2 protein-coding genes are annotated in these 1,492 nt (G+C 22.5%); both read left to right on the top strand.

What is annotated here, in order from left to right:
* Positions 1 to 817 (top strand): class I SAM-dependent methyltransferase (locus ACTT83_RS06475; RefSeq protein WP_440919265.1); only part of this gene is annotated, 817 nt, incomplete at its 5' end.
* Between the two features lies 1 nt (position 818).
* The gene (locus ACTT83_RS06470) at positions 819 to 1,457 is read left to right on the top strand and encodes a hypothetical protein (RefSeq protein ID WP_440919264.1); all 639 of its coding nucleotides are present in this window, start codon (positions 819 to 821) and stop codon (positions 1,455 to 1,457) included.
* The last annotated feature ends 35 nt before the right edge of the window (positions 1,458 to 1,492 follow it).

Below are 1,492 nucleotides of genomic sequence, written 5' to 3'. Positions count from 1 at the left end.
ATTTATGAATAAATTTTTAACATATGTAACTCCTGTATTTAAAATTCCAAAAAGAATCCAAGAAAAAATTAAATTTTTAATTGATCTAAAAAAATACAACAAAAGTGAATATGAGGAAAAACAAAACAATATTTTTAAAAAAATAAACTTAAACAGAAGTTCTGGAATTGAAAAACTTCAATCAATCAAAGAAAAATTCGACTTGAAAATACAAAGATCAATGTCATCTGAACATGAAATTTTATTTTCATCTATTGCAATCAATAATAATTATAAAATTCATAAAATTTTAGAAATAGGCACTTTTGATGGCTATAATTCTTTATTATTGTCAAAGATTTTTCCTAAAGCTGAAATAGAAACTATAGATTTACCAAGTGACAATTTTAATTTTAGAGATTCATATCAACGAAGTGGCCAAATAGAGACATTTATCAAAAAAAGAGATGAGACATTAGCAAAATCGAATAATATTATTTTTAATCAAATTAACTCAATTGAGTTAATAAATCATAACAAAAAGTATGACTTAATATGGATTGATGGTGCTCATGGTTATCCTGTAGTTTGTATTGATATTATCAACTCATTAAAATTAATAAATGACAAAGGAATAATTTTATGTGATGATGTTTTTTTAAATTTAGAAATTTCAAAATCAGACAGAATGTATAATTCTCTTGCATCATATGAAACACTTAAAATTTTAGCAGATCAAAAGTTAATTAAATTAGAATTAATTTTTAAACGTTTAAATTCCAAAGATAATTGCTCTAACAATCAAAGAAAGTTTATAGCTGTAGTTTTTAAAGATTAAGATGAATAAATTAAACTATTCTATTAAAATTCTTGATAACTTTTTAAACAAAGAAGACTTTGATTATTTGTGCACTTTACACCAAGATACAGATCTTGAGAATGAATTTAAAGTTTATCATAACGAAATAAATGATGACATGATTATAAACTCATCAATAGATCAAAATTTCTTAAGAAAAATTCATAAGAATTATTTTTTAAAAGCCATGAATATCTTAAAAGAAATATGCCCAGAAAAAACTGGTCTTTATGATTATTCAGATTTTACAATCATAAAAACAAAAAAAAATAGTAAATTTCCAATTCATGATGATACACCTAATAAATTACTATCTGGTGTTATTTACCTTCATCCAAAAAAAAATTCTGGCACAATTTTTTATAGTGATAAGAAAGGTTCAAATAAAACAATTATTGATTGGAAACCAAATAGAGCAGTTTTTTTTTCTAGAAAAGAAAAAGAAACTTGGCATTCATATGAGGGAGATGGAAACAATGATAGAATCGCATTGGTATATAATTTAATGACCAACAAACTTAAAGAGGTTTACAAAATAGAAAAAAAAAATTATCTTTTAGGATATTTTAGATTTAAAATTAATCCTTATTTATTCAAATATTTTAAAACAAATATTTAAAAGTATAATTTCATTATGACTAGGAAAATATCCTA

The organism is Candidatus Pelagibacter sp. (assembly GCF_052049775.1).
GTDB lineage: Bacteria > Pseudomonadota > Alphaproteobacteria > Pelagibacterales > Pelagibacteraceae > Pelagibacter.
This window is presented reverse-complemented; position numbering and strand designations above follow the sequence as displayed.